Source organism: Larkinella sp. (assembly GCF_965227735.1).
In the GTDB taxonomy this organism is placed as follows: Bacteria; Bacteroidota; Bacteroidia; order Cytophagales; family Spirosomataceae; genus Larkinella.
This window is the reverse complement of the sequence record NZ_OZ245776.1, coordinates 6,600,706-6,622,253: the sequence shown is the minus strand read 5'-3', so window position 1 is coordinate 6,622,253 and position 21,548 is coordinate 6,600,706. Positions and strand designations below refer to the sequence as shown.

Sequence of the window (21,548 nt, the reverse complement as noted above, 5' to 3'; positions counted from 1 at the left end):
ATCTCTATGAAGATTTTGATTGTTCACAACATCCTGTGGGCACACTATAAAGCAACGGTTTTCAGTGAACTCCACCGGCTGGCTTCGGCCTTTGGCAGCACTGTCCACGTGTTGCAGATTGCCCAAAGCGAACAATCCCGGGCGCTGTTGGGGAAACCGGATCAACTGCCAGATCAATACAGCTACGAACTGCTTTTTGATACCTATATCGAACAGGTTAGCACCTCCGCCAAAAGCAGGGCGCTGGTAAGCCGGATGCGCGCCTACGGTCCTGATGTGCTATTGCTGACGGGTTATTACGACCCTGCCCAGTTGATGCTGATGGCAATTGCCAAACTCAGCGGCATCAAAGTCATCATCCAAACCGAGTCCACGCCCGTCGATCTGGTGCGCAGTGGCCCCCGCGAATGGCTGAAAAGGCGTATTATTTCGATGGCCAACGGTTTTTTCTGTTTTGGAACCCCCCAGGCGCAGTACCTGATGCAACTGGGTGCCCGACCCGAACAGATCCTGGTGAAAAACAACGCCGTTGTCGACAACGCCAGACTGCGGCAGGTCTACGAGCAGGCACTCCCGAACCGATCTGTCAAACAACGGGAGTTGGGGCTGAAACCGGCCAATTTCGTCTATGTCGGTCGCCTGGCCCCCGAGAAAAATCTGACGGCTTTGCTGGATGCTTTTCACCAGGCCCGGCAACAGGCTGCGGAGTCGACCGGCTGGGGATTGCTGCTGTTGGGTGATGGCAACCAGAAAGCGGATCTTCAAACGCAGATTGATCGGCTTCATCTCCAGGAATGGGTCAAAATATTGCCCAATCAACCCTGGTACCGCGTTCCCGAAACGCTCGCGCTGGCCGATGTGCTGGTGTTGCCCAGTTTGTCGGAACCCTGGGGGCTGGTGGTCAACGAAGCGATGGCGTGCGGTATGCCGGTGGTGGTGTCGGACCGCTGTGGCTGCGCGACCGACCTGGTGAAAAATGGGCAGAATGGCTACGTTTTCGACCCGCAACGGCCGGACGAACTGGTGAAAAACCTGCTGAGCTTCATGAATGGACAAGCCGACCCGAAAGTCATGGGACGGGTTTCGGCCAATATCATTGCCGGTTTTACCCCGGAAACCGTTGCCCGGGAAATGCTGGCCGGATTTGTGAAAGTGACCCGTACTTAGTTATTTCGAACCATCGTATGCGAATCCTCCACATTTGTGCTTATACCTGGTCCATCGGTGGCCCGGCCCGGATGATTTACGATCATACGCAGGTTGCGGTGGCAGCAGGTCATCAGGTCGATATTCTGAGTCCGATGTCACCCGGCGACAAACTCTATCCGGCCCCGGAAGGCAGTCGGGTCATTCCCTGTCTGCGAACGCCGTTCATCAGCCGGTTTTTCCGGGAAGTTTCACTGGATCTTTACCGGTATCTGAAAGCGCATAGTGCCGACTACGACATCATTCATTGCCACGGTCTTTGGCATTTTGGCAGCATCGCTCCTTTTCTGGTCGACAAAACCGTACCGAAAGTGATCACGGTTCACGGTGTTCTGGACGCCTGGGCATTGCGGCAAAGTCGCTGGAAAAAGCAAACCATGGATTTTCTGGTGCAGAAAAAATTCATGGCCCGCGCCGATCTGATTCACATTCTGAACGAAGACGAGCGGCAGGATGTAGAAAATTATCTGGGCTACAAACACCCTCGAATCGTTCTGATTCCAAATGGCATCGAGGTTGCGGATTTTGCGGTTTTACCGCCTGAAGGTCAGTTCAAAAAGGAATTCAGCCTGGACAGTAACCAGAAAATGGTGCTGTTTATGAGCCGGTTGAACATCAAGAAGGGACTGGATTTGTTACTACCCGCTTTCCGGGACTATTGCCGCCAACACACGGATGCGGTGTTGGTGCTGGCCGGAGCCGACGATGGCTACCAGCAACAGGCTCAGCACTTTATTAGCCAGAACGGCCTGGAAAAACAGATCCGGCTGGTGGGCATGCTCACCGGCGAAACCAAGCTGGCGGCTCTTTCCGATGCCGATGTTTTTGTGCTGCCCTCCTATTCCGAAGGTTTGTCGATGGCGGTTTTGGAAGCGATGGCGGCCGGGGTGCCGACGGTGATTTCCGACCGCGTGGGCCTGGGTCGCCAGGTGGGCCAAATTCAGGCGGCTTGCCTGACCGATCTAAACCCGGAAGCAATTTGCAAACAACTGGATGCGGTTTTGCACCAGGCCGACTACGCCGAAACGCTGCGAAGCAATGCCCGGCAACTCGTCCGGAGCCAGTACGAAATCAAGGTAGTTGGTCATCAACTGCTTCAGGAATATCAAAATCTGGTTTTCAGTTCTCACCAACGCTCTGAATCCCATCCCGCATGAGTTCGATCGCCGTTATTATTCTGACCCACAACGAAGAAAAACACATTGGCCGGTGCATCGCCAGTTTGCTCCCGTTTACCAAACAGATTTTCATCGTCGACTCCTTTTCAACCGATCAAACCGTTGAAATTGCCCGGGCGATGGGGGCCGTTGTCGTTCAAAACCCCTGGGTCAATTACGCGACGCAGTTCAATTACGGCATCCGCCACATTCCGTTCCAGACCACCTGGCTGATGCGGATGGATGCCGACGAATACGTTTTGCCCGAACTGGCAACCGAAATCAACACCCGGCTCACGACCCTGCCCGACGACGTCAGCGGTATTTACGTCAAGCGCCGGGTGATGTTCATGAACCGCTGGATGCGCCACGGCGATTATTATCCGATCTGGCTGCTCCGAATCTGGCGCAGCGGCCAGGGCATTTGTGAAGAAAGCTGGATGGACGAACACATCAAACTGTCGACCGGGCGCTCCATTCAGTTTAGTCACGATCTGGTGGATCACAATCTGAACAATTTAACGTGGTGGACCCAAAAACACAACCTGTACGCCATCCGCGAAGTGATCGATATTCTCAACATTCGCTTTAACTTTGACCAGTCGATTCGGGTTGAACCGAAGTTTTTTGGTACGCAGGAGCAGCGCAAACGGTATCTGAAGCAGCGGTATGCCTCGTTGCCGCTGTTCACGCGGCCGGTGGTGTATTTTCTGTACCGGTACATTGTGCGGCTGGGAGTGCTGGACGGACGCCCCGGCCTGATGTGGCATTTTTTGCAGGGGCTCTGGTACCGGTTTCTGGTCGATGCCAAACTGTATGAAGTCTTTCACCGGGTAGGCACTGATAAACAAGCGATTATTGATTTTTTCCGAACAGAATATGGAAAAGACCTCCAGGCCCGGCAGCCGGGTCAGCACTGACCTGTCGGTTTACAACAACAGTTGGTGGAACCCCGGCGGCTCCCGGCTCAAAATCATTCTGTGGTTTTTGGTGAGTTCGGTCTCCATCAATTCGTATCTGCCCCTGCCGGTGCGGTTCAAAAAGTGGATTCTCACGCTTTTCGGAGCCAAAATCGGGGTGGGGCTGGCCATCAAACCGGCAGTCAACATCAAATTCCCGTGGCTGCTCACCATCGGCGATTATGTCTGGATCGGCGAAGGCGTCTGGATCGACAACCTGGCTCCGGTCACCATCGGCAACCACGTCTGCATTTCGCAGGGAGCCATGCTCGAAACCGGCAACCACAATTACCGGAGCCGATCGTTCGATTTATTTGTTAAACCCATACACCTGGACAACGGCGTCTGGATCGGTGCCAAATCGGTCGTATGCCCCGGGGTTACCTGCCACTCCCACGCTATTCTGGCGGTGGGGTCGGTGGCCACCCAGCCGCTCGAAGCCTACGGAATTTACCAGGGCAACCCGGCCGTCTGGGTTAAAAACCGCGAAATTCAATGAAAGTAACGATCATAACGGTGGTGTTCAATGGCGCAGGAACGGTTCGCGACAGCATCGAATCCGTGCTGAACCAGACCCATGCCGATATTGAATACATCGTCATCGACGGCAATTCGACCGACAACACGGCCGAGGTGGTCCGCTCCTACGGTTCCCGCATCACCCGCTTCGTTTCGGAACCTGACAAGGGCTTGTACGATGCGATCAACAAAGGCATTCGGTTGGCCACGGGCGACGTCATCGGTCTTATCAACGCCGACGATTTTTACCACCATTCGCAGGTGGTCGAAAAAGTGGTCCAGCTTTTCGAAAAAACGAACTGCGACGCGGTGTATGGCGATGTCATCTACGTCAACGCGGAAAATACGCAGAAAATTGACCGCTACTGGAAAGTGGGCGAATACAAAGAGGGCGCCTTTCTGTGGGGCTGGATGCCCCCCCACCCGACCTGCTTCATCCGGCGGTCGGTATATGAAAAACTGGGTGGGTATACACTTGAACTGAAAAGCTCGTCCGATTACGAACTGCTGCTGCGGTACATCCACAAACACAAAATCAAACTCAGCTACCTGCCCGAAGTGCTGGTGACCATGCGCTCGGGGGGCATGAGCAACGCCACGCTGAAACACCGCTGGCGGGCCAATCGCGAAGACCGGATGGGGTGGAAATTAAACGGTTTGCGGCCTTATTTTTTTACACTTTTTCTGAAACCGCTCAGAAAACTTGACCAGCTATTACCAAAGCTGTGAAAAATAAGCGTTTTTTGCACCGCATGATAAAAATACCATACCACTTAGTCAGTTTTGATTGTACCAAAAATAGAAAACAGTAACATTTACGCTCTGTCCCTGTGATTTTATCACCAACGTATCATCACACCTGTCCCTATGAATCTGGAATTGCTTCTTTCTTATATCCAAAATAAACTCACCGACGATCTGTTTCAACTGGGACTTTACCAGTGCCTCCTGTCGTTTCTGGTCGCTTGTTTTGTAGCCGTCGTCTCCATCCCTGTCGTCATCAAAATTTCGGAGTTGAAGTTTCTCATGGAGAAACCCGGCTCGCGCAGTTCCCACAAAAAAGCCACCCCGACTTTCGGTGGTATTGCCATCTTTGCCGCCATCCTGATCAGCTATTTCCTCTGGCCGGCCATCGACCAGACCGATATTTACCGCACCAACCTGTCGATTGTCGGCATGTCGATTCTGTTTTTCATCGGCATCAAAGACGACATGGTGGGCATCGACCCCAACAAAAAGATTTTCTTCCAGGTGTTGCCGTCCCTGATTCTGATTTTCTTCGGAAAACTGCGGATCGACTATCTATACGGCATTTTTGGCCTGTATCACATCAACGATGTGTTTTCGGTCATCATCACCTGCCTCATTTTTATTACAATCATCAACGCCATCAACCTCATCGACGGCATCGACGGCCTGGCGGGGGCCATTTCCACCCTGGCAGCCCTAACATTCGGAAGCTGGTTTCTGCTCACCAATCACTTCGCAATGGCGTGTTTGGCCTTCACCTTGTCGGGCGCACTGGTCGGTTTTCTGCGGTTTAACTTTTCGCACACCAGCAAGATTTTCATGGGCAACACCGGCTCGCTCATTCTGGGCTTCCTGCTGTCGTTTTTTGCCGTGCGGTTCATCAACCTGAATAACTCGTTCCGGTTTGATCCAACCTCGTTTTTCAACGCGCCGATCATTGCCATCGTGGTGCTGATCGTGCCGATTTTCGACACGCTGCGGGTTTTTCTGGTGCGGATCATGGCCGGGCGTTCGCCCTTCTCCGCCGACCGCAACCACATGCACCACATCATGATCGACAACGGTCTGACACATGCTGCGGCCACGGCGGTGCTTTGCACGATTTCACTGGTGAATACGGTTTTGTTTTTCCTTTTCCACCGCGACATCACCAACACGGTTTCGTTGTTCATCCTGATCGGGATGTTTTTTCTCTACATGGCCACCGGTGTTTTTCTGAAGATGCGGGCGCGCGTTCAGGCCATTGACAAGCAACGACGGAAGGGCCTCTACGCCAGCCAATTGATCAACGCCCTGTCCGGAAAAAACTTTCTGAGATACCTGTAAGCAGCGGCTCCGACGCCGGTCTTCGCCAACAAACGGGGTTCCCGTTTGTTATACGTCCATACTAAATTGGACGAACCATGGAAAATCAGACCAAAGGAGACTCGGCCGCCGATTCCCCTAAACCCGGCAATTACCGTCAGTCGCAATCAATGGAAAATGAGGACGGCCTGCCGCCCCTCTCCGAAGCCGATACGGCTCCCATGTACACCGATCTGGGTCTAGGCTCCGAAGATACGTACAACAAAGGCGACGACGAAGCCACGGATACGCTGCTGTATACCGACACCCACACGGCCATCAACACCGCCGAAAACCGCTCCAACTCTCTGGCCTACGAAGGTGATATCGACGACCTGACGATGGAAATTGAGCCGGATGATCAATAATTTAACGCTAACTATAGGATTGTTGGCCGCGTAGTGGCTCATAATTAATAGATAGTTATCATAGTTCGCGTTAATTTATAGTTTAGGGGTTGTGATTTAAAGTGACTGGTGCACGGAATCTCGCATTTGCAACTGTAAACCATAACCCCTAAATCCAATTACGAATTCGTCTTCCCTTCACTCTTCAATTTCCCCTTCATGGCTTTACGAAGCTTTTCTACTTTTGGCAGCGACACGCTCTGAATGTAGGGCTGGTTAGGATGCAATTTGCAGTAGTTCTGGTGGTAATTTTCCGCCGGATAAAATTCCTTCAACGGCATGACTTCCGTTACTACCGGGTTTTTGTAGTGTCTGGACGCATTGGTCCGCTGAATGGCGGCTTCAATGGCCTGTTTCTCAGCAGGTGTGCGATAAAAGGCCACCGAACGGTAATCGCGCCCGACATCCGGCCCCTGGCGATTGAGAGTCGTGGGATCATGACCGGCGAAAAAGGCCTCCAACAGATCGTTGTAACTGATTACCGTCGGATCGTAGTACACCTGAACCGATTCGGCATGGCCGGTTTCATCGGTTCCCACCTGCTCATACGTTGGATTTTTCACAAAGCCCCCGGCATAACCCGAGACAACTTCCCGAACGCCCTTCAATTGGTCGAAACCTTCCTCCTGTGCCCAGAAACAGCCCCCGGCAAAGGTCGCTACGGCTTCGCCGGGTTTTAAGGCCGGTAGTTTAGCCGGAGTCGTATCCTGGGTTTGCGCAGGAGTACAACCCACCAGGAATAGCAAGCCCAGCGCAATAAATTTGATGGATTTCATAGCAAAATTGGTTTATGGTTAGTTAACAAATTCCGGCACAACGCCGTTCAGGCCATCCTGCCTCTCCGCCGGTCAGGAGTTACAATTTACCGGGTTGTCACTGGCGTCGTGACCTGCTGCGTTTGCACCACCACCTGAATCGTAACGTCATTTCCCATCAGCAAACCCGGTTTCCCGACTTTATACTCCAGCCGATTGAGCATAAACTGGCCCGAAAACGTGGCCGTCATGCCTTTTTGGACAATAGTAAGTGGGATCGTTACGGCGCGGGTGGTGTTTTTAATCGTCAATTCAAACGTGCCGGTGTAGGCGTCGTTTTCCTGCCGTTCGACGCGGGTGGAGCGTAAATGGATTCGGGGGTAGGTCGCTGCGTCGAAATACTCCTTTTTTTTCAGGTGATTATTCCGCAGACCAATACCGGTTTCGATGGTTGCGGTTTCCACGCTGGCCGAAAGCTGCGTCTTTTCCGGCATGGCCGGGTCGAAAATCAGGTCTCCCGCAAAACCGCCAAAGGTCCCGGTAACGGTCAGACCCGCGTTGCGGATGCTGAACGCCACCGTTGCTTTGGTGGGTTTCCAGTAAATTTGGGCAACCGCACTCAGGTCGATGAGCAGGGCCGTTATCAGGGCTAGAAAGGCGGTTTTCATCTTAAAAATGGTAAGCCAGCGCCAACATCGGCATGGCATTTTTGCTCCGAAACCGGTCGTTCTCGAAGGTTAATTTGCGGTCGGTGGTATACTCGACGAACTGAAACCCGATTCCACCCCGCACACTCACTTTCGGCGTAAACCGATACCGGACATACGCTTCGGAGTTCAGGCTCCCCCGGTCGCTGTCGCTGATCAGCAGGATGTTAAACCGGGTCGGGCTGGCCGACTGCACCGTTCCACTCAACGACGACCGCGCCGGGTCATTGGCGTAGAAAACCCCGCTTTGCGACCCGCCCAGCGTCACCCCAATGGCGTCGATGTTGATACCAATCTCAAACCGCTGCGTCAGGGCAAATTCGATGTGAATGCTGGCGTTGAGCGAGGTGGTGCGGGTGCGGTTTAGCTGAAGCGTGTCCAGGTTGTCGAGAATGTTCTCAGTAAACAGCGCGACAATGCTTTCGGTGCCGGACGTGAGCCGGGCCGGGGCCGTGATGTAATCGAGCCTGCCGCCGAAAGCCGAGGTCAGCCGCAAGCCGTAGCCCAACCGAAACCGGTTTGAACGGCCGATGCCGTGCAATTGGTTGATCGTCAGGGCCGCCGTACCAAAATCACGTTTGGCCGCAACGCTCAAATCAATGGTTCGAGTTAGCGGTTTGTGGGACGACTGTGCCAGGACGACAACGGGCAATGACAGGAGAAACAAGACGAGTATTCGTTTCATGACGGTTTGGGTTCAGAGGCTATTGCAGTTTGGCGTGGCCGAATAAAACGCTGTAGGCCTTGCACCAGATCAGGATGGTCCGCTGGCGGGTGGGGTCGAACGAGGCCGGTGCTTCCAGAAAAAAGGAACCGGTCGTGGTTAATTTCTGTACTTCAATAAAGTTGGTCAGGCTGGTATCTTCAGCGAGGTAAATCCGCAGGTCCGGTCCGCCATCCGTGCTGAAATTCTCAAACAGAATCGTTCGTTTCCCCTCCTTCTCATATACTTTTACCGTTCCTTTCACCGTATGAACATTGTTCATAAACATGCCTTCCACGAGCAATCGCTGCCCCGTGGCGTCGAATAGCTTGGTGTTATCGGTTGTGCTGACCGGTTTGTCAACCGTGCCGACCGGCGTCAGTTCGGGGTCTTTGGCACAGCCCGACAGTCCACCCAAAATCACTACCCAAACCACAAACTGCCGCCAGCGCCCCGGATACCGGATGGTGGCTACCACCTGCTGGTAACTAACGGCCAAAACGTACAGACAGGTGACCAATACCGTCAGGGCATAGGCAAACAGCAACCCGCCATCGCCTTGAATTTCAATCCCTAAAACCGTCAAATGGGCCCCAATGGCCCCGATCATCAGGCCGACGCCCAGCAACGCCCCGATCCAACTGGTTCGGGGAATGAGCAGCAAAACCGACGCGAGGAGTTCGGCCACCCCGCTGGCGATGCGCCCGCCGGGTTCCATGTGCAGAGTCGAGAAAATATAAACGCTTTCGGGAGCGGCTGTAAATTTAAAAAACAGCGTCTGGAGCATGATGCCAGCGGCCACAAGCCGGGCCAGCCAGAGGATGAAGGAGGTAAGTTTCATAGAGAATAAGAGATGGAGTGAAAATGGGCAACGGTAGCGTGGGCGATGCCGAAGTGAGCCGGCATCTGAACGTGCGGAAAAACCGCTTCCAGGCCAATGCGAATGATGGCACTGTGGTGAATCGCATGTTCGATGTTGTAGAGTAGTTCACGGTGAAACGTCGTCAGGATGGCCACGTCGGGGATCGCGTCCGGCGAATACGATGCTTCCAGTTCGAGCAGGCGGTCTTCCGTACAACAGGCCAATTGAACAATCATCTGCTGAATGGCGGCCGCGGCTTCTGCCGGGCTGTTTTCCAGTGACTCCTGCCGAATCCGGCGGTCGTAATTGAGGTATCCGGTGTGGTAGGCCGTCAGCGAAAGTGCATAAAATTCGATGATGTGCCGCAGGTGTTTCCCCACCGAACTCCCCATCAGCAAATCGAGTGGACGCGTGTATTCCTGGGTTTCAAGCTGGACGATCACCGCCGTGAGCTGACCCAATAGATGGGCCGAAGTGTCCTGTAATTTCATAAATGGGCTGGTCAGGCGTGGAAAAGTCGGTTAGTTACCTAGTAGTTTTTGCCAGTTCTGATCCGCTTTGCGTTGCAGGTTTGGCTCATCTTTCTGCCATTTGGGCAGCGTATTGTTGAAAAAGGTGTGGTAGAACAGGTACAGCCGACCGTCGCGCACCTCGAACGTTTCCGGATCGATCTCCACCTTTTCGCCCGAATCTCCCATCGCGTAGGCACACCAGCCGCCGTAGGCCGGGGCATATGATCCGGGGGCTTTCAGAAACCGGTCCCGGTTGGCAACCGACGCAAACCGGTACGTGGCTCCCTGATACTGGGCAAAAATCGTTTTCTGTCCTTTTGTGGCTTTTTTTGCCGTGAAATAGGCTACCGGGTCGTAGCCCTGAATGGCTAGCCCGTCGTCTAGGTTGGCGTGTTTGGCAGGCGTGGCGTCCCGTTGGGCCTGTGTCGCCGAAAGTGTCAGGAGCCAAAGCAGACTGCCAAAGAAGAGTTGGGCAAACGGGTTTCGCGCCCGGATTAGGTGGGTGTTCATGTTTTTCAAGATTCGTCATCAATCAGGTGAACTCCCTATCCAGTAGCCAAATAACATGCCCCAGCGTGCCAGATCCCTGAAAACACCGCCAGCAGTCCGGAAAGCGGTTTTTTAGAATGTTGTCCGGAGTTTCCGGACGGACTGCCGGTTTTGATATGTCGGGAGAGTCACGCTATTTCGGGAATCTGAACCGGAATTACGGCACCGGCATCATCCTGTTTTAACCCGATGCAACGAGTAGAAGCGTATTTACGACCGGAAAGGGCAACGGAATGAATTTTGCGGTTAACTTGGTCAATGAAATCGTTTGTAATCCTGCTGATCATCATCCTGGGTGTCCTGACCGGGGCTGCGTATAGCCAGCCCGCGGGGGTGCCGTTTATTCAGCATTATGCCCCCAAAGTCTACCAGGCTCACCCCGAAAACCGGGCCATTGCGCAGGACAACAGGGGCGTTTTGTACTTCGGCAACCAGCACGGTTTGCTGGAATTCGATGCCAGCACCTGGAAACGGCTGCCCGTTACCGGCACCAACGCCCGCGCCGTGGCAACCGACACCGCCGGTACGGTTTACATCGGAACCGACACGAATTTTGGTTACCTGAAAACCGATGAGCGGGGTGTAAACCGCTACGTTTCTCTCAGCGATCAGTTGCCTCCGACCGAGCGCACGCTGCCCAAAGTAGCCCGGGTGTTCTGCACGGATCAGGGCGTTTATTTTAGCACATCTCAAAAAATATACCGCTACCAGCCCGGTCAGCCCATTGGCATCTGGCCTGTCCCGGCTGGCATCCGGCACGTCAGTGTTGTCAGGAACACGGTATTTTTACAAACCCGGAACGGCGTTTTTTTCCGCCTGAACACCGCCCGATCCGGGTCTGATGCCCTGGAGGTGCCCCCCGGAACCGGGCGGCTGACCACCCAAACCATCGAATCGGTTTTGCCGTTTCCCGGCGATCATCAGTTGCTGGTCGTTACGTGCCAGGGTGGGCTTTTTCGCTATGACCCATTGAAAGCCAGCCTTTCACCGTTTCCGACGCAGGCCGACGACTGGCTGCACCAGGCTCGTGTCAGCCGGGCCATTTACATTCCCAATCCCGAAGCAGGCACCCACCAGTACATCATTGGAACCGCCCGGGGCGGGGTTCGGATTCTGAATCATCAAGGCCAGGAACTGCAACGGATCGATGAGAGTAACGGGCTGCGCCGGAATGCGGTCCTGAGTCTGTTTCAGGATCGTGAAAAGTCGCTCTGGATTGGCACCGGCAGTGGCCTCGACCGCGTGGAAACCAACCTGCCCGTCAGCCGTTTTGAAAGCAGCCTGAACGTCCGTTCCACGGTTTGGGCCATTCGACGGCACGCAGAAGTGCTTTACATCGGAACCGGCCTGGGCGTGTTTTACTGGAACAACCCAATCCATCGCTTCGAAATGGTGCCGGGTACCGACGCATCCAGCACAACTTTGCTGACCGACGGAACGGATTTGCTGGCGGGCGCGGCAGGCTTCATCTGGCGAATTCGGCAGAACCGGATTGTAGAAACGCTTCCGACTGAAAACCAGACGGTTCATGCCCTGCTCCGACCCCGCCAGAAACCGAACCTGCTGCTGGCGGCACTGGGCAATGGACTCCGGCTCTACCGGCGCAGTGGCAACCGCTGGCACGAAGCAGGCCGGGTGCTAAAACTGCGGGACGAGTGTGTTTCGCTCGCCGAGGCCGCCGATGGCACCATCTGGGTCGGAACCCGGCACAACGGTTTCGTTCAACTTGACAAAGACCTCAACCAGATCCTCTTTCACTCTAATTCCGGCTTACGTCCGGCAACCGGAAGTTACGTTTTCCCGACCTCCGACGGGCTGCTGTTTGCCGCCGGTGGCCGTCTGTACCGTTTTGATGCCCGCATTAAACAGTTTGCCGCCGATCCGAAATTCAGCGCGATTCTCGCCAAATCCTCGTCCGATGCCCCGGCCCTTGCCGAAGACCGCCAGCGCAACCTGTGGTTTGCCACGCCCTCGGTGGCCCTCCGCCGAAACGCAGCCGGTACCTGGGAGTGCGACAGCCTGAGTCTGAAACCGATCAGCCGGGGTGGCTACGCCATCTATCCCGATCAGAACGGGCTGGTCTGGCTGGGCAATGACGAGGGACTGTTTCGCTACGACGGCGCCCAGATGACCATGCCCCCCGATTATCCGGCTTTGATCCGGGCCGTCCGGTTGCAGGCCAACGATTCCCTGCTGTATGCCGGAGGGAGCCTTCCCGCCGGTCGGGGCGGGTTGACGTTACCCTACCGGTTCCGGGCTTTGTCGTTCCAGTTTGCCGCCACCAGTTTTGTGGGTGACAATGAAAATGAATTTCAGTATAAACTCTCCGGAAATGCCCAGATGGCCGACGATACGGTTTGGTCGAAATGGGGCCGGGAAACACGCAAAGACTACACCAACCTGCCCCCCGGACCGTATACCTTCCTCGTCCGCGCCCGCGACTCCTACGGCCAGTTGAGCCGGGAAAGCCGTTTTTCGTTCGAAATCACCCGCCCCTGGTTCCGCGAACCGTGGGCCTACGCACTGTATATTCTCATCGGTTGCTTCCTGATAGCGGTTTTTGTCCAGTATTACACCCGCCGGTTGATTCGGGAAAAGCTGAAACTTGAAGCCCTGGTGGACGACCGAACGGCGCAAGTGGTGCAGCAAAAAGAAGAACTGGTGGCCCAATCAACGCGGTTGCAGATGGCGAAGGAAACCGCCGAAGCAGCCAACCGGGCTAAAAGCGAATTTCTGGCCAACATGAGCCACGAACTCCGGACGCCCCTCAACGGCATTTTGGGCTTTACGCAACTGCTCCAGCGCGATACGAATTTGAGCAGCGCTCAGCAACGCGGTTTGGGCATTATCCGCACCAGTGGTGAACACCTGCTGACGCTGATCAACGAGGTGCTGGATATTGCCAAAATTGAAGCCCGGCGGTTCGACTTTCAGCAGTCGGCGGTGGCGCTGCCCGCGCTCCTGGCGAACGTGTCGGCGTTCTTCCGGATTCGGGCCGAGGAGAAGGGGCTGGCGTTCACCTACCGGGTAGAAACGCCCCTGCCCGCGGTGGTTTCCGGCGACGAAAAACGCCTGACGCAAATCCTGAACAACCTGCTGAGCAATGCGGTAAAATTTACGGAACACGGCACCATCGAACTGGTTGCGGGCAGTCAGGAGATGCGGCCCGGCCAGTTTCGTGTGGTTTTCCGGGTCAGCGATTCGGGGATCGGTATTCCCGAAAACCGCCTGACCGAGATTTTTCAACCCTTCTACCAGGTGCGGGACGGAAAACAGTTCATCGAAGGAACGGGCCTCGGTTTAGCCATTTCGGATAAGCTGGTCGAGCTGATGGGCGGCAAATTGAGTGTCGTCAGCACCCCCGGAAAAGGCAGTATATTTACCGTCAGCCTGCCGTTGTCGGCGGCTCAACGTGGTCCTGCACCGGAAGTCTCCCAGCCGGATCGACGCCGGATTCTGGGCTATGAGGGTCTGCAACGGCGGGTGCTGGTGGCCGACGACAATGCCGACAACCGGCTGGTGGTGGTGTCACTCCTGGAAACGCTGGGTTTCGTCGTTCTCGAAGCCGTCGACGGACGGGTAGCCATCGAACTGGCGGTCAGCCAGAAACCGGATCTGATTCTGATGGATCTGGTGATGCCCCACCTCAACGGTTTTGAAGCCCTGCAACAACTCCGCGCCCGGACAGAACTGGCCCACACCCGGATTATTGCGTTTTCCGCCAATGTTTTCGAACAGAACCAGCAGCGTTCGCTCAGCGAGGGCTTCGACGATTTTGTCGCCAAACCCGTCGATGTAGACAGTTTGCTGACTAAAATCGGGGAGCAACTGGGTTTGCACTGGCGATATGCGGCTGATGATTCCGAAACCGGAAAGCCGGTAACCTCCCCGCCGACTGACACCGCTGAACTGGTCATTCCGGGCCATGACGACCTGAATGCCTTGCTCGACAAGGCCCGGCAGGGTGACATTCGGAGTATTCTGGATACATTATCCGATCTTGAAATACACGATCCCGCCTTCGGTCCATTTGCCAGTCGCTTACGCCACTGGGCCGCCGAGTTTGACACCCGACAAATCCGGGATTATTTAACCCAACTCCTCGACAATCCCTAACTCTATGTCCGCCAGTATTCTTGTCGTTGACGATACGCCCCACAACATCAGCATTTTATTCGATGCGCTGACCCATTATGGCTACCGCGTGCTGGCCGAGCGCGACGGAAAAAGTGCCATCGAACAGGTTCGCCACGCCCGGCCCGATCTGATTTTGCTCGATGTGATGATGCCCGGCCTGAACGGTTTCGAGACCTGCCGCCAGCTCAAAAACAACCCCGCGACCGCCGACATTCCGGTGATTTTCATGACTGCCCTGACCGAGTCCATCGACAAAATCAACGGTTTCAACATGGGTGCGGTGGATTACATCACGAAACCGTTCCAACTGCCCGAAGTTCTGGCGCGGGTTCAAACGCACCTGGCACTGCGGCAAATGCGTCACGATCTGGAGAAGCTCAACGAACAGCTCGAACAACGGGTTCAGGAACGAACCGAAGCCCTCAGCCGCGCTCTGGCCGAACTGGAAACACTGAAAGACCAGCTTCAGGCCGAGAACACCTACCTCCGCGATGAGATCAGCCAGACCACCGGTTTCAGCGAAATCGTCACCCAAAGTGCGTCGTTCCGGCGCGTATTGACCAAAATTGAGCAGGTGGCCCCCACCAATACGACGGTGCTGATTCTGGGCGAATCCGGTACGGGCAAAGAACTGCTGGCGCGGGCCATTCACGAACACAGTGGCCGGAAAAACAAACCGCTGGTGAAAGTCAACTGCGCAGCGTTGCCGCCCACACTCATCGAGAGCGAGCTGTTTGGTCACGAAAAAGGGGCCTTTACCGGCGCAACCAGCCAGAAAACCGGGCGGTTTGAACTGGCCCAGAACGGCACTATTTTTCTGGACGAAATCGGTGAAATGCCCCTCGACCTGCAATCCAAGTTGCTGCGGGTGTTGCAGGAAGGCGAATTTGAGCGTGTCGGCGGCACCAAAACCCTGCGCGTCAATGTTCGGGTGCTGGCGGCCACGAACCGCGATCTGGAAGTCGAAATCGGAAACGGCCGCTTTCGCGAAGATTTGTATTACCGGCTGAATGTATTTCCGGTTAAAAGCCTGCCCCTCCGCGAACGAAAAGAGGATATTCCGCTGCTGGTGCGGCACTTTTGCGACAAACACGGCCCCGACCTGAACCGCCGGATCGAAGTCATTCCGACCCGCGTGATCGAGATGCTGACGGCGTACAACTGGCCCGGCAACATTCGCGAACTGGAGAATATCATCGAACGCTCACTGATCAGTTCGACCGGCCGCCAGCTCGAACTCGGCGACTGGACGGGCAACGACTGGCGTGACCGCAAGAATCCGCTGGCCCGCAAGGTGACGCCCCTGACGCTGGAAGAATGCGAGCGCCACCACATCATCGCCGTGCTGGAATCCACCCACTGGAAAGTCAGCGGAGATCACGGGGCCGCCCGGATTCTGGATGTCATTCCCACCACGCTCGAATCGAAGATGAAAAAACTCGGCATCACCCGCCCCTGATTCGTTAACTTCTCATGAAATGTCCTGACATTCCTGAAATACCGTAACCAATGCTGTTCTACCCTGGCCATAGGAAACCCTCTAACCATTTAACCGTCAAAACATTACCTAAATCATGCGCTACTGGCATACGACTTGATTACCAGACAGTATCTGTTAATTACGTTATGCCATGTGTACCGTTTCTTACCTTCCGCTAGCGAAGGACGTGTATCTGTTAACCTCCAGCCGCGATGAAAAGACGGCCCGGCCTTCGGCACGTTTTCCGGTCAAAGCGACCCTCAACGGACAAGCGGTTTATTTCCCGCAGGACCCCCAGGGACATGGTTCGTGGATTGCTACCGCCCACGAACCCGGTTTTACGCCTACCACGGTTTGCCTGCTGAACGGTGCTTTCCGGGCGCATACGGCCCATCCGCCCTACCGCCACAGCCGGGGGCTGGTGGTGCTGGAGGTGTTCCGGTATGCCTCTCCGGGCGAATGGCTGACCGGTTTTGATTTTGAAAACCTCGAACCCTTTACGCTGCTCATTCTGCAACCGGGGCAACTTTGGGAAGTGCGCTGGGATGGCAAAACCGCCCACAGCCGCCAGCCGGACCCGGCTCAACCCGCCATCTGGTCGTCTTCGACGCTCTATACGCCCCCGGTCGTTGCCCGTCGCGAAGCCTGGTTTCAGACGTGGCTCGGGCAACAAACGCAGTTTACCGTGGCCAATATTCGACAGTTTCACAAGCAGGCAGGAACCGGTGACCCGGCGAATGCGGTGTTGATGAACCGGGGAGACGGGATGAAAACCCTCAGCCTGACCACCGTCCGGCACCGCCAGAACAACACGGAGATCTTCTACGAAGACCTGACAAACTCCCGATTCCTGTATCAGCAACTAATGCCATCTCATGAACTTACTTACGTCCACTGAAAGTCTCCGACCCCCGGTTTCCGCTGCGGTTCCGGGCTGGGCCGATCGTTTCAGCCAGCGGGTAGACCGGTTTCTGATTCGGCTCCGGCACTGGGAGTACTGGCCTTTTTTCGTCGTGTATTTCCCGGTATTGCTCTACTACGGCTGGCTCGCGCTCAAGGCCCGTTCCTGGTTTTTCTTTTCGGCCAGTAATCCCGGCATTGAATCGGGCGGGATGCTGGGCGAATCCAAAATCGACATTCTGAACCGCATCGACGCACGTTATAAACCGAAAACCCTGTTTTTCCTCCAACCCACCGTTGATGCGGTTTTGAAGCAGATGCTGCTGGCCGATTGCTGGTTCCCCATCGTGGCCAAACCCGACCGCGGAGAGCGGGGATGGCGGGTCGAAAAAATCCATTCTGTCGCCGAATTGACGGCATATTTGAACGATACCCCGGTGGATTTAGCCCTGATCGTGCAGGAATACGTCGATGAACCGTTGGAACTGGGCGTGTTTTATTACCGGATGCCGGGCCAGCCGACCGGAACGGTTTCTTCCATTGTGGTCAAGGAATTTCTGGCGGTGGTGGGTGATGGGACGTCTACAATGCTGGAATTGCTCCGTCGGAATCCCCGCGCCCGGCTTCAATTGCCGGTTTTGATCGAACGGTATGGCGAGCGGTTGACCTACGTGCCGGAACCCGGAGAAAGCCCGGTGCTGGAGCCCATTGGCAACCACTGCCGGGGTACGAAGTTTCTGGATGGCAATCATCTGATTACGCCGGAACTGGTGGCGGTTTTCGACCGGATTAGTCAGTCGGTGGACGGTTTTTACTACGGGCGCTACGACCTCCGCTGCCGTTCGATCGAAGATCTGCTGCGGGGGCAAACCATCCGCATTCTGGAACTCAACGGAGCCGGGGCTGAACCGGCGCATATTTATCAGCCCGGCTCTTCGATCCGGACGGCCTGGCGGGTGTTGCTCCGACACTGGCGGGTGTTGTATGCCATCAGCCGGGCCAACCACCAACGCAGCATCCCGTATATGACCTTCCGGGAAGCACGAGCCATTTACCGGCGCATTCAGCGCGACAAAACCGCCCGACCGTCATGATGATGTTCGCCGGAAATTTTGTGGTGGGCTGGGTGGTTAGTTTTCTGGGGTCTCTGCCGCCGGGTGTTCTGAACCTGACCATCGTCCGGGTGTCGTTGCGGCAGGGGCTTCGGGCGGCTCTCGAATTTGCGCTAGCCTGTACCCTGATCGAGTTCCTCTATGGCTACATCGCGGTGTGGCTCACGGAACAGATCGCGCCCTACGCCTTTTTCAAACTTCTCACCGACGGATTCACCCTGCTCCTGCTGTTGATGCTGGGTCTTTATTATCTCCGGAAACAAAGCCGCCCGCCGACACCCGCCGACCGGCCAGCGACCAGCGCGTTCGGGCTGGGTCTTGGCCTGAGTGTTGTCAACGTGGCGGCTTTTCCGTTCTGGCTTTTCTACACGGTTTTGCTCACCCGGAAAGGCTGGGTCAGTCTGGCGGGCTCACCGTCGGTTCTGGTGTATGTGCTGGGGATTGCGCTGGGAACCCTGACCGGTTTGTGGTTTTTTGTTGGCGTAAGCCAGCGTCTGAATGCCATTCTGGCGACCCATCTTCACCGGTTCGACCGCGTCATGGGCTGGCTGTTTGTCGGCCTGGCCATTATTCAGGGCCTGGTACTGGCATCGAACCAATGAGTTTTTTACAATTGATCAACTAACCCCAATTCATCATGCAACGCAATTTTGTCCGTTTGACCACTGTTTTGATGTTCTTTGTTTCCACGGTTTTTGCCCAGAAACCCGTCATTTTTTCAACCGCCGACAAAGCCCTGGGTGGTTATGACCCGGTGGGTTATTTTACGGAAGGGAAACCGGTTTTGGGGGCCGATTCGCTGACCTGGACGTGGCAGGGCGCCCACTGGCATTTTGCCAGCGAGAAAAACAAAGCCGCTTTTCAGGCCGAACCCGAACGGTTTGCGCCCCAATACGGTGGGTATTGTGCCTTCGGTATGTCGAGAGGCTACAAAGCCCCCACGCAGCCCGATGCCTGGACAATTGTCGATAACAAGCTCTATTTTAATTACAACCAGAAAGTGCGGACGGAATGGGACAAGGATCGGCCGGGCTATATTCAGAAAGCGAATACGAATTGGGTGGAGGCAAGGGAGAAGAAATAGAGTTTGATGCAGACCCGGAGATTCCAGCCGACACGTTCATATTGACCAGACTTTTAACTTTACTGCCCTACTCAAACAAAGGGGTGGTCAAAGCCCGCTGGTATTCTCTTTCCAGCCCGTGCATGCCGCTGGTTATCGCTAAACCGTCGAAAGCGGCCAGCGGCAGGTCGGTCCGTTTCCCTTCGTCATCGACCAGAAACGCCGAAAGAAGCCGGCATCCGGAACTGGCAAAATAATTTAAAACTTCCATCAGGTGTTCCAACTCATTGGAATAGAGTCGGCAGGAACGGTTTTTTCCCTGTGAATAGCAAAGCGAAAAGTAAAGCCACATGTGTTGAGCAGAATAAGGTAGACAAGCTAACCGGGGTATTATACGTTTGTCGGCTGTAAGATAGTAGAAACTCCCGGAACCCGTATCCAGCAACCCTTTTTTTTGTAAATAGAATTCATCCCCCGAAAAAGCTTCGCTATTCCTTTAGCGCCTGTATCGGATTGCAATTCCCGAAGAATCGGTTATATTTAGAAACGCAAAAAACCTTCTTCGATCATGAAAAAAGCGGCCGGTATTGGATTAATTCTTCTCTCCTTCTCCTTCGTCTACATGTCGGTTCAGGTTTATGCCAACGAGGACGCCATGCGGGTGATCGATGAATACGGCTGGATGGCCGTCGTGGCCAAAATCGGCAGCGTCATTCTGTTTACTTACCTAGCCTTTATGTCGCTGATGCGGGGAATTGCCCTAATTCGCGAAGAGTAAAATGAGGCTGCCGTAGGGTATGTTCCACGAATGCTGTAGCTTGCGGCCTATTTGTTTGTTATGAAACGATACGGATTTATGTTACTGGCCTGGGCTTTACTGGCCGGCAGTTGCCAGCAGGCCGAGCAGACTCCCTGCGACCCTACCATTCCTACCCTCAAGGCACCCGATTCGGAAATTGCAGCTTTGAAAAAGTATATCGACTCCAGCGGCATTTCTGCGATGGCCGATGGACGGGGGTTTTATTACAGCATTCAAGCCCCCGGCACCGGAACCAAACCCACGCTGTGTTCCGCCGTGACCGTCAATTACGTAGGAAAACTGACCAACGGAACCACCTTCGACAGTTCGAGCAACATCACCTTTGGCTTAAACCAGCTCATCGTGGGCTGGCAGGAAGGCATTCCGCTGATTGCCCCCGGTGGTAGCATTACGCTGTATTTACCCCCCAGTTTAGCGTATGGCGCACAGGCCCTGAACGGGATTCCCGCCAATTCGATTCTGGTGTTCACGATTGACCTCATCCAGAGTAACTAAGAACGCCTTCGACCGAACCCATTAGCTGGCCTGAAGGTGTTGGGCGAAAACCGCTTTGGCTTTCGCCCACATGGCGTCGGACAGCACATGGCCCTGGCCCGGTTCAATGAAGGCGGTAAAATTCCCGGCGGCACCGGCTTGCTGATACGCCTGTGCAATCCGGGGAATGGCCTTCCGAACAAAGTCAATCGGTGAACCCGAGTCTTCTTCTCCAAAGTTCAGGTGCAGAACCCGGGGCGCAATGAGAGCCGCAATGTCGGGCGTATCGCCATGCTGAAGCCAGCCCGGTACGAAATTCGGAAAGCAATGCAGCAGGTGTTCGTGTTCGATGGCGGCATAGGATGGCAGACAACAGTTTCCGACGATGCATTTCAGGCGGTTTTCGAGCGGCCCCACCAGCCACGAATGCGTCGATCCCATCGAATGCCCGTAACAGCCGATCCGGTCGGCACGTACTTCCGGGCGGCTACACAGGTAATCGACGGCCCGGCGCATTTCCAGCACATTTTTCCAGGCCATGCTGCGCCCCCGCACCACCTGACGCAGAAACTCAAAGCGTTCATAATCACCTTTTTTCAACTTCCCGGTCGGGTCCTGCCTTTCCTCGAAGCAAAGTGCATCCGGACACAGCACCACGTAGCCTTCGCGCACCAGCGCCACGGCGGTGTGGTGCATCGGATTCCCGGCAAGCCCCGCCGGCTCGGATTTGCCCAGGTGATATTCGCCATTGTGCTGGTGCCAGACGGCAATGGCCGGGGCCGGTTTTTGAGCCGTCGCCGATTCCGGTATCAACAACAGCGCCGGAACCCGGTCGCCGGGCTCCACCTCGTAGGTGATCGACTCGATGCGGTAGCCGTCTTTCGGCATCGTTTCCCGAAGCTGCGGCAGCAAGGGCGTTGGCTTGGGGAAAGGGCCGCCCAGGCAAGTCTGGTAGTGTTTCCGCAAAGCCTCAGCCGACAAAACCGGAGGCTGGGTCAACAGACCGTCTTCCATCGGCAAATTTCCGGCGGTAGATAGCACGCCCAGCCCGCCCATCAGTTGCGACTTCATAAAATTCCGTCTTGTGTGTTTCATGGTGAGAAAAAACCGGTTTACCTGGCCCAGGATGCGA

Annotated in this window: 23 protein-coding genes; 15 read left to right on the top strand and 8 right to left on the bottom strand. The window is 55.1% G+C overall.

What is annotated here, in order from left to right; genetic code table 11:
* The first annotated feature begins 6 nt into the window (after positions 1-6).
* From ACO064_RS25960 to ACO064_RS25930, 7 genes are all read left to right on the top strand, one after another.
* Positions 7-1,167, top strand: a complete 1,161-nt coding sequence (locus tag ACO064_RS25960; RefSeq protein ID WP_421830102.1) for a glycosyltransferase family 4 protein — start codon at positions 7-9, stop codon at positions 1,165-1,167.
* A 17-nt stretch (positions 1,168-1,184) separates the two neighbouring features.
* Entirely contained in the window at positions 1,185-2,363 is a 1,179-nt protein-coding gene (locus ACO064_RS25955) for a glycosyltransferase (protein ID WP_421830101.1), read from the top strand.
* On the top strand, positions 2,360-3,283 hold the full coding sequence (locus ACO064_RS25950) for a glycosyltransferase family 2 protein (RefSeq protein ID WP_421830100.1): 924 nt from the start codon (positions 2,360-2,362) through the stop codon (positions 3,281-3,283). The genes ACO064_RS25955 and ACO064_RS25950 overlap by 4 nt, the downstream gene beginning before the upstream one ends.
* A complete protein-coding gene (locus ACO064_RS25945) occupies positions 3,243-3,821 on the top strand; it encodes a WcaF family extracellular polysaccharide biosynthesis acetyltransferase (protein ID WP_421830099.1) in 579 nt (192 codons plus the stop codon). The genes ACO064_RS25950 and ACO064_RS25945 overlap by 41 nt, the downstream gene beginning before the upstream one ends.
* Positions 3,818-4,570 carry a glycosyltransferase family 2 protein gene (locus tag ACO064_RS25940; RefSeq protein WP_421830098.1) on the top strand — a complete coding sequence of 251 codons (753 nt, stop codon included), beginning with the start codon at positions 3,818-3,820 and terminating at the stop codon, positions 4,568-4,570. The genes ACO064_RS25945 and ACO064_RS25940 overlap by 4 nt, the downstream gene beginning before the upstream one ends.
* A 138-nt stretch (positions 4,571-4,708) precedes the next feature.
* The gene (locus ACO064_RS25935; RefSeq protein ID WP_421830097.1) at positions 4,709-5,917 is read left to right on the top strand and encodes a glycosyltransferase family 4 protein; all 1,209 of its coding nucleotides are present in this window, start codon (positions 4,709-4,711) and stop codon (positions 5,915-5,917) included.
* A gap of 77 nt (positions 5,918-5,994) precedes the next feature.
* On the top strand, positions 5,995-6,303 hold the full coding sequence (locus tag ACO064_RS25930) for a hypothetical protein (protein WP_421830096.1): 309 nt from the start codon (positions 5,995-5,997) through the stop codon (positions 6,301-6,303).
* Positions 6,304-6,461: 158 nt separating this feature from the next.
* Here ACO064_RS25930 and msrA read toward each other — a convergent pair whose 3' ends face one another.
* The 6 genes from msrA to ACO064_RS25900 form a co-directional block, all read right to left on the bottom strand.
* Positions 6,462-7,118 (bottom strand): peptide-methionine (S)-S-oxide reductase MsrA, encoded by a 657-nt coding sequence (msrA, locus tag ACO064_RS25925; RefSeq protein ID WP_421830095.1) that lies wholly within the window; start codon positions 7,116-7,118, stop codon positions 6,462-6,464.
* 86 nt (positions 7,119-7,204) lie between these two features.
* Positions 7,205-7,765 carry a YceI family protein gene (locus tag ACO064_RS25920; RefSeq protein WP_421830094.1) on the bottom strand — a complete coding sequence of 187 codons (561 nt, stop codon included), beginning with the start codon at positions 7,763-7,765 and terminating at the stop codon, positions 7,205-7,207.
* A gap of 1 nt (position 7,766) precedes the next feature.
* Positions 7,767-8,489: a hypothetical protein gene (locus tag ACO064_RS25915; protein ID WP_421830093.1), complete on the bottom strand. Its 723-nt coding sequence runs from the start codon at positions 8,487-8,489 to the stop codon at positions 7,767-7,769.
* Positions 8,490-8,508: 19 nt separating this feature from the next.
* The gene (locus ACO064_RS25910; RefSeq protein WP_421830092.1) at positions 8,509-9,348 is read right to left on the bottom strand and encodes a DM13 domain-containing protein; all 840 of its coding nucleotides are present in this window, start codon (positions 9,346-9,348) and stop codon (positions 8,509-8,511) included.
* On the bottom strand, positions 9,345-9,860 hold the full coding sequence (locus tag ACO064_RS25905) for a hypothetical protein (RefSeq protein ID WP_421830091.1): 516 nt from the start codon (positions 9,858-9,860) through the stop codon (positions 9,345-9,347). The genes ACO064_RS25910 and ACO064_RS25905 overlap by 4 nt, the downstream gene beginning before the upstream one ends.
* Before the next feature lie 30 nt (positions 9,861-9,890).
* Complete coding sequence (locus ACO064_RS25900) at positions 9,891-10,391, bottom strand: YHS domain-containing (seleno)protein (protein ID WP_421830090.1); 501 nt, start codon at positions 10,389-10,391, stop codon at positions 9,891-9,893.
* Positions 10,392-10,688: 297 nt separating this feature from the next.
* Here ACO064_RS25900 and ACO064_RS25895 point away from each other — a divergent pair, with 297 nt between their 5' ends.
* From ACO064_RS25895 to ACO064_RS25870, 6 genes are all read left to right on the top strand, one after another.
* Positions 10,689-14,546, top strand: a complete 3,858-nt coding sequence (locus ACO064_RS25895; RefSeq protein WP_421830089.1) for an ATP-binding protein — start codon at positions 10,689-10,691, stop codon at positions 14,544-14,546.
* A 4-nt stretch (positions 14,547-14,550) separates the two neighbouring features.
* Positions 14,551-16,026, top strand: coding sequence for a sigma 54-interacting transcriptional regulator (locus ACO064_RS25890; RefSeq protein ID WP_421830088.1), 1,476 nt, complete (start codon positions 14,551-14,553; stop codon positions 16,024-16,026).
* A gap of 172 nt (positions 16,027-16,198) precedes the next feature.
* Positions 16,199-16,945, top strand: a complete 747-nt coding sequence (locus ACO064_RS25885; RefSeq protein WP_421830087.1) for an NRDE family protein — start codon at positions 16,199-16,201, stop codon at positions 16,943-16,945.
* Positions 16,923-18,041: a hypothetical protein gene (locus tag ACO064_RS25880; RefSeq protein ID WP_421830086.1), complete on the top strand. Its 1,119-nt coding sequence runs from the start codon at positions 16,923-16,925 to the stop codon at positions 18,039-18,041. The genes ACO064_RS25885 and ACO064_RS25880 overlap by 23 nt, the downstream gene beginning before the upstream one ends.
* A complete protein-coding gene (locus ACO064_RS25875; RefSeq protein ID WP_421830085.1) occupies positions 18,038-18,661 on the top strand; it encodes a LysE family transporter in 624 nt (207 codons plus the stop codon). The genes ACO064_RS25880 and ACO064_RS25875 overlap by 4 nt, the downstream gene beginning before the upstream one ends.
* A gap of 35 nt (positions 18,662-18,696) precedes the next feature.
* Entirely contained in the window at positions 18,697-19,143 is a 447-nt protein-coding gene (locus ACO064_RS25870; protein WP_421830084.1) for a YHS domain-containing (seleno)protein, read from the top strand.
* Between the two features lie 67 nt (positions 19,144-19,210).
* Here the strand turns inward: ACO064_RS25870 and ACO064_RS25865 are convergent, their stop codons facing one another.
* Entirely contained in the window at positions 19,211-19,474 is a 264-nt protein-coding gene (locus ACO064_RS25865) for a hypothetical protein (RefSeq protein ID WP_421830083.1), read from the bottom strand.
* Positions 19,475-19,690: 216 nt separating this feature from the next.
* On the opposite strand from ACO064_RS25865, the gene ACO064_RS25860 reads away from it, so the two are divergent.
* Positions 19,691-19,900 carry a hypothetical protein gene (locus ACO064_RS25860; RefSeq protein WP_421830082.1) on the top strand — a complete coding sequence of 70 codons (210 nt, stop codon included), beginning with the start codon at positions 19,691-19,693 and terminating at the stop codon, positions 19,898-19,900.
* Between the two features lie 60 nt (positions 19,901-19,960).
* The gene (locus ACO064_RS25855) at positions 19,961-20,437 is read left to right on the top strand and encodes an FKBP-type peptidyl-prolyl cis-trans isomerase (RefSeq protein ID WP_421830081.1); all 477 of its coding nucleotides are present in this window, start codon (positions 19,961-19,963) and stop codon (positions 20,435-20,437) included.
* A gap of 21 nt (positions 20,438-20,458) precedes the next feature.
* Here the strand turns inward: ACO064_RS25855 and ACO064_RS25850 are convergent, their stop codons facing one another.
* Positions 20,459-21,511 carry a dienelactone hydrolase family protein gene (locus ACO064_RS25850; RefSeq protein WP_421830080.1) on the bottom strand — a complete coding sequence of 351 codons (1,053 nt, stop codon included), beginning with the start codon at positions 21,509-21,511 and terminating at the stop codon, positions 20,459-20,461.
* Positions 21,512-21,548: the final 37 nt, after the last annotated feature.